Source organism: Microbacterium sp., assembly GCF_029263575.1.
In the GTDB taxonomy this organism is placed as follows: Bacteria; Actinomycetota; Actinomycetes; order Actinomycetales; family Microbacteriaceae; genus Microbacterium.
This window is the reverse complement of sequence record NZ_JAJUFV010000166.1, coordinates 1-5,943: the sequence shown is the minus strand read 5'-3', so window position 1 is coordinate 5,943 and position 5,943 is coordinate 1. Positions and strand designations below refer to the sequence as shown.

Below are 5,943 nucleotides of genomic sequence, written 5' to 3'. Positions count from 1 at the left end.
GCGCCGTTGAACGAGGTGACGATGTCGCCCTCCTTCAGCCCGGCTTCGGCCGCACCTCCATCGGGGGTGGTCTCGACGATGTACGCACCGGCGACGGATGCGTCGGCCACCGAGGCGGCATCGCGCACGGAGGCACCGAGCAGACCGTGGGTGGCGGCGCCGTCTTCGATGATCTCTTGCGAGATGCGCTCGGCGACGTTCGACGGGATCGCGAAGCCGACACCGATCGAGCCGGATTCCTCCGAGGATCCTGCCGTGGCGATGGCGACGTTGATGCCGATCAGCTTTCCTTCGCTGTCGACGAGTGCGCCACCGGAGTTACCCGGGTTGATGGCGGCATCCGTCTGGATCACCGCGATCGAGATCGACTCGGTCGCCTGCTGCTGCTCAGTGCCGGGCAGGTCGAATTGGAATGGCCCGCCCTCTTGGTCGGATTCCTGCTCGTCGGGCGAATCCGGTCCCGACTCGGGCAGGGCCGACGACGCGATCTGGATGCTGCGGTTCAGCGCACTCACGATGCCCGTGGTCACCGAGTTCGAGAGGCCGAGCGGGGCTCCGACAGCGACCGCGGTCGAGCCGACGTTGATCTCCGACGAGTCGGCGAACTCGATCGGCTTCAGGTCTTCCGCACCTTCAAGTTTGATGACGGCGAGGTCGTAGATCGGGTCGGTGCCGACGATCGTGGCGTCATACATCGTCCCGTCGGACGTGGTCACGCGAATCGTCGGATCCGCTTCAGCACCACCGAGGGTGACCACGTGCGTGTTGGTGAGGACGTATCCGTCTTTACTGAGCACGACACCGGAACCGTTGCCCGAGCCGTTCTGTCCAGCAACCTGGATCGTGACGACAGACGGCAGCACCTCGGTCGCGATCGCGGTCGTCTCATTCACCGAACCGGGGTTGTTGACGGTGATCGAGTCTGGACCGCTCGCCGCGCTCCCGCCGGGCTGCGCCCACACGGTGTTGCCGATGTAACTGGTGCCGAGACCGGCGGCCCCGCCGACCAGCGCTGCCGCGACGACGAGCGCTGCCACCTTGCCCGCACCGAAAGGCTTCTTCTCTTTCTGCTTCGGGGTGGCCTGCGAGGCCGGTGAGAAATCAGAATCGAGCGGAACCGTCGGCTGCGTGCTGTTAGCCGGATCGTTGTGGAGGCCGACCGGGGCCGGGATGCCGAAGGCCGCCCCCGGGGTGGGGTGTGAAGCGTGCGGCTGCGAAGCGTGCGGCTGGGATGCGTGCGGCTGGGATGCGTGCGGCTGGGATGCGTGCGGCTGCGGGTCCGACGGCGACGCCTGCGCCGGCGACGCGTGCGACGGCGACGAGGCAGCCGAGGCGACGTACGGAGGCGTGTGCTGCGGCGCGGCGTCGGATGCCGGAGCTGCAGCCGCGTCTGACGCAGCGACCTCTGACGCGAACGACGACGGCATGTCGTGGTGACCGCCCTCGCGGGCGATGTGCGGTTCGGGCTGCTCTGACGAGGCGGGCCCGGTGGGGATGTTGACTTTGATCATAGTCTGCTCCTTAACAACGCCCCTTCAGGATGCCCGCCGTAACTGTGCGTTCAATATGGTCAAGATGAGTGTCGGCTATGCCCTTAGCCTGGGTTACATGAGTTCTCTTGCTGGCGCCTGGCGGCGCACTGCGGCCGGGGCCGGACTGCTTTCTCCTGACGGCGTCGTCGCACCTACCATTTTCGCAGAGATGTCTGCGCTCGCGGTCAGAACCGGTGCCATCAATCTTGGGCAGGGCTTTCCTGACGAAGACGGCCCGGCCGAGGTTCTCGACGCCGCGCGCGCCGCGATCGCCGACGGGATGAATCAGTACCCGCCCGGCCGGGGCGTCCCCGATCTGCTGGCGGCCATCAGCGAGCACCAACAGAGGTTCTACGGTTTGGCCGTCGACCCGGCATCCGAGGTGATCGTGACAGCCGGGGCGACCGAAGCTCTGACGGCGACCCTTCTGGCGCTCATCGACTCCCCCGATGACGAAGTGGTCGTGTTCGAGCCGTACTACGACTCCTACGCCGCCGCCGTGGCATTGGCCGGCGCGCGGCTTCGCACGGTCGGGCTTCGCCGACCCGATTTTCAGCCCGATCTGGAGGAGCTCGCGGCATCCGTCACCGACCGGACGCGGATCATCCTCGTCAACGACCCGCACAATCCGACAGGAGCCGTGTTCTCGCCCGAGGTGCAGAACGAGATCGTGCGCCTCGCCCACCGGCACGACGCGATCATCGTCACCGACGAGGTCTATGAGCACCTCACCTTCGATGCCCCGCACGTGCCGATCGCGACTTTGCCGGGCGCGGCCGAGCGCACCCTGACCATCTCATCGGCGGGCAAGACCTTCTCGACCACCGGGTGGAAGATCGGCTGGGTGCACGGGCCCGCCGAGCTCATCACCGCCGTGCTCACTGTGAAGCAATATCTCACCTATGTGAACGGGTCGGCGTTCCAGCCCGCGATCGCTGTGGGGCTGCGCCTTGCGGATTCTTTCTTCACGGATGCCGCGGCCGCTCTCGCGCGCAAGCACACGATTCTCGGCGATGGACTTCGCGCCGCCGGGTACGACGTCATCCCGCCCAGGGGCGGATATTTCACCGTCGCGGATGCCACGGCACTGGGCGGCGCGGACACAGCGGCGTTCTGCCGGGAGATGCCAGAGAAGACCGGAGTGGTCGCGATCCCGCTGAGCGCGTTCGTCAGCCGCGAGCACCAAGGTGAGTACGCGGGGCTCGTGCGCTTCGCGGCCTGCAAGAAGGTGGAGGTACTGGAGGAGGCCGCCGCCCGGCTCGCTGCGGGTTGATTCTGGGGGTGCGGGGCAGGGGGTTCGTTGTCGGTCAGGCTCAGCGCGGAACGACCGTGTACCGCCGAAGCTTCAGCGCCGGGTTCTTCTCGCGCACACGCTCGATGGCGTCGTGCGACAGCTCGGCGACCGCGATGCCCTCGGCCGTTCCGACACCCGCGACGACGACACCCTGCGGGTCGATGATCTGCGAGTGTCCGACGCCGATGGGTGTCGGGTGGTCAGCGGCCACGACGTAGACGGTGTTCTCGATCGCGCGGGCGGCGAGAAGCGTGGTCCAGTGGTGCTCTTTGAGCGCCCCGCGCACCCACTCGGCCGGCACGACGATGACGTCGGCCCCGGCATCGACGAGCGTGCGGGCGACTTCGGGAAAGCGCAGGTCGTAACAGGTCATCATCGCGACGCGCAGGCCGTCGATGTCGAGCGTCTCGGGAGCACCGAGCTCACCGGCTTCGATCCAATCGGACTCGGTCTGTCCGAATGCGTCGTAGAGGTGCTGTTTGCGGTAGGTCGCGCGCAGGCCTGTGCCGTCGACGGCGACGAGAGTATTGCGCACCCGGTCACCGGCGGACTCGACCAGCCCGGCGACGATCGTGACCCCATGAGCGGATGCCACGCCCTGCAGCGCCTTCACGAACGCACCGTCAAGCGGCTCGGAGTTCGCAGCGAGCGTCACATCCATCGGATCGACGAAGTAACTCGAGTACTCCGGAAAAACGACCAACCGCGCGCCCCGGCCTGCCGCATCCGCCGTCAGCTCCGCGATGCGCGCGCGGTTCGACTCGCGTGAGTCGGTGGGGCTGAACTGGCAGACGGCAACGAACGTGGAGGCGGTGTCGGACATGCCTCCATCTTGGCGCATCGCCACGGCCGCAGCATCCGCCCCCGGATGTGACGGCTCTGCATTCCCGTGCTAAGCTATAACTCGTGCCGCGGGGTGGAGCAGTTCGGTAGCTCGCCGGGCTCATAACCCGGAGGTCGTAGGTTCAAATCCTGCCCCCGCAACGAGAAAGCGACACAAGAAAGGCCCCTGATCGGGAGAAATTCTGATCAGGGGCCTTTCGCATTGGCTGCTCCGCTAAGCCGTGACGGCGGCGCTGAGCCGTGGCGCCACCGCTGACGTGACGGCGCCGCTGAGCCGCCGCGATCGCCCCCGACGAAGAAGGGTCCCGCCCGAATCATCAGATTCAGACGGGACCCTCGTCGCGTCGCGGGGTGCGATCAGTTCGCGGCGGACTCTTCCAGAGCCAGCAACTCGTTGATCGCGTCGGTGAGGCGCTCATCAGCTTCGGCGAACTTGGTCAGATCGCCCTCCTTGAGCGCTGCCTCACGATCGAGCAGCGCCTGCTGAGCATCGGCCAGGGCCGCCTCACGCGGGTCGCTCGACGTGTCGGGGTCAGTCGTACCCTCATCCGGGTCAGTCGTCCCCTCGTCAGGATCGGTCGTCCCCTCGTCCGGCGTTGTCGGTTCGCCGTTGGGATCTGCCGGCTCCACCTCTTCGTCACCACCGCTGGCACCCGAGTCTCCGCCGAATATCTCGTCGAGTGCCGCGGTGAGCGTGTCTTCGAAGGCGATGCTGTCACCGAAGGTCACCAGGACCTTCTGCAGCAACGGCAACTGCGTGCCCGCGGCATCCGACGACTGCACATACACCGGCTGCACATACAGCAGACCGCCACCGACGGGAAGTGTCAGCAGGTTTCCGTACTTGACCTGCGATTCACCCTGTTGCAAGAGGTTGAGCTCTCGCACCACATCCGGGTCGGAGTTGAAGGTGTTCTGCACCTGACCGGGGCCGGGCACAGTGGTATCGGCGTCGATCTCGAGCAGTCTCAGTTGCCCGTAGCCTTCGGCCTTCTCCCCCGCTGTCGCCCCGGCATCCGAATCGACCGCCAGATACCCCATGAGCACGTTACGACTCGAGGTGCCCTGCGCTGAGGCCGGGATGAAGGTCGAGAACATCGAGAAGCGCGGGGAATCCTGACCCGGCATCTGCATCGACAGGTAATACGGCGGCTGCAGCTCGTCAGGGTTGCGCGGGTCATCCGGCGTCTGCCAACGGTTGTCCTGCTGAGCGAACGAGCCGGCGGTGTCGACGTGGTAGACCTCGAGGATCTCACGCTGCACCTTGAACATGTCGGTCGGGTAACGCACGTGGCTCATCAACTCAGCCGACATCTCGTCAATCGGCTGCACCGTCGAGGGGTACACCTTCTGCCAGGCCTTGAGGATCGGGTCCTCCTCGTCCCAGGCGTACAGCGTCACCGAACCGTCGTACGCATCGACGGTCGCCTTCACCGAGTTGCGAATGTAGTTGATGTCGTCGATCGCGAAGTTCGGCGAGTCGGTGCTCGAGTCGGTGATCGCATCCGACAGGCTCACGCTCGTCGAGTAGGGATACGTCGAGCTGGTCGTGTATCCGTCGACGATCCACACGATGCGGCCATCGACGACGCTCGGGTAGGGATCGCTGTCGAGCTTCAGGTACGGCGCGGCCTTCTGCACGCGCGTGACCGGGTCACGGTCGTACAGAATCTGCGAGTCCTCGTTCACCAGATCGGAGAACAGGATCTCGGCCTCTTGGAACTTCAGCGCGAAGAGAAGCTTCTGGAAGGTGTTGCCGATCTGCGGCCCACCATCGCCGACGAACGTGGTCTTCGTCTCGTTGGCGCCGTCTTCACCACGCGGGTAGTCGATCTCGACCGGGTCGGTGCCCTCCGGCGCACCGACGATCGAGTACAGCGGCGACTCCTCGCCGAAGTAGACGCGCGGCTGGAACTCCTCGCTGTCGGTCAAGAAGCCCGAGGTCGGAATACCGCGTTCGAGGAAGACTGGCTCGCCCTCGCTCGTGCGCTGGTTACCGGCGGCGACCACGAGGCCGTAGCCGTGCGTGTACACCGCCGTGCGGTTGTTCCAGTTGTTGCTGTCGCCGAGGCGGTTGACGTCGAGTTCGCGCACGGCGACGACGGTGTCCTGCATCGTGCCATCGATCTCGTAGCGGTCGACATCGAGCTCGTCCTGGAACTGGTAGTAGCCACGGAACTGCTCGAGCTGCTGCACGGTCGGGCTGATGATGCTCGGGTCGAGGATGCGGATGGATGCCGTGGTCTCGGCGTCATCGCGCAGCTGACCGGCTTC

General features: G+C 65.9%; 4 protein-coding genes and 1 tRNA gene. 2 read left to right on the top strand and 3 right to left on the bottom strand.

Annotation, left to right across the window (positions count from 1 at the left end; translation table 11 throughout):
- Positions 1-1,511: trypsin-like peptidase domain-containing protein (locus tag Q1J95_RS13625; protein WP_300268474.1), on the bottom strand; the 1,511-nt coding region annotated here is incomplete at its 3' end.
- A 97-nt stretch (positions 1,512-1,608) separates the two neighbouring features.
- Here Q1J95_RS13625 and Q1J95_RS13620 point away from each other — a divergent pair.
- Entirely contained in the window at positions 1,609-2,805 is a 1,197-nt protein-coding gene (locus Q1J95_RS13620; protein WP_300268471.1) for an aminotransferase class I/II-fold pyridoxal phosphate-dependent enzyme, read from the top strand.
- A gap of 40 nt (positions 2,806-2,845) precedes the next feature.
- Here Q1J95_RS13620 and Q1J95_RS13615 read toward each other — a convergent pair whose 3' ends face one another.
- Complete coding sequence (locus tag Q1J95_RS13615) at positions 2,846-3,649, bottom strand: carbon-nitrogen hydrolase family protein (RefSeq protein WP_300268468.1); 804 nt, start codon at positions 3,647-3,649, stop codon at positions 2,846-2,848.
- 87 nt (positions 3,650-3,736) lie between these two features.
- Here Q1J95_RS13615 and Q1J95_RS13610 point away from each other — a divergent pair.
- A tRNA-Met gene (locus tag Q1J95_RS13610) sits at positions 3,737-3,810 on the top strand.
- Between the two features lie 216 nt (positions 3,811-4,026).
- Here the strand turns inward: Q1J95_RS13610 and Q1J95_RS13605 are convergent.
- The coding region (locus tag Q1J95_RS13605; protein ID WP_300268466.1) for a UPF0182 family protein at positions 4,027-5,943 on the bottom strand (1,917 nt) is incomplete at its 5' end.

What these genes read in the sequence shown, in the direction of transcription:
- Q1J95_RS13620 (WP_300268471.1), top strand. Translation starts at nt 1,609, where the DNA reads ATGAGTTCTCTTGCTGGCGCCTGGCGGCGCACTGCGGCCGGGGCCGGA.
- Q1J95_RS13615 (WP_300268468.1), bottom strand. Translation starts at nt 3,649, where the DNA reads ATGTCCGACACCGCCTCCACGTTCGTTGCCGTCTGCCAGTTCAGCCCC.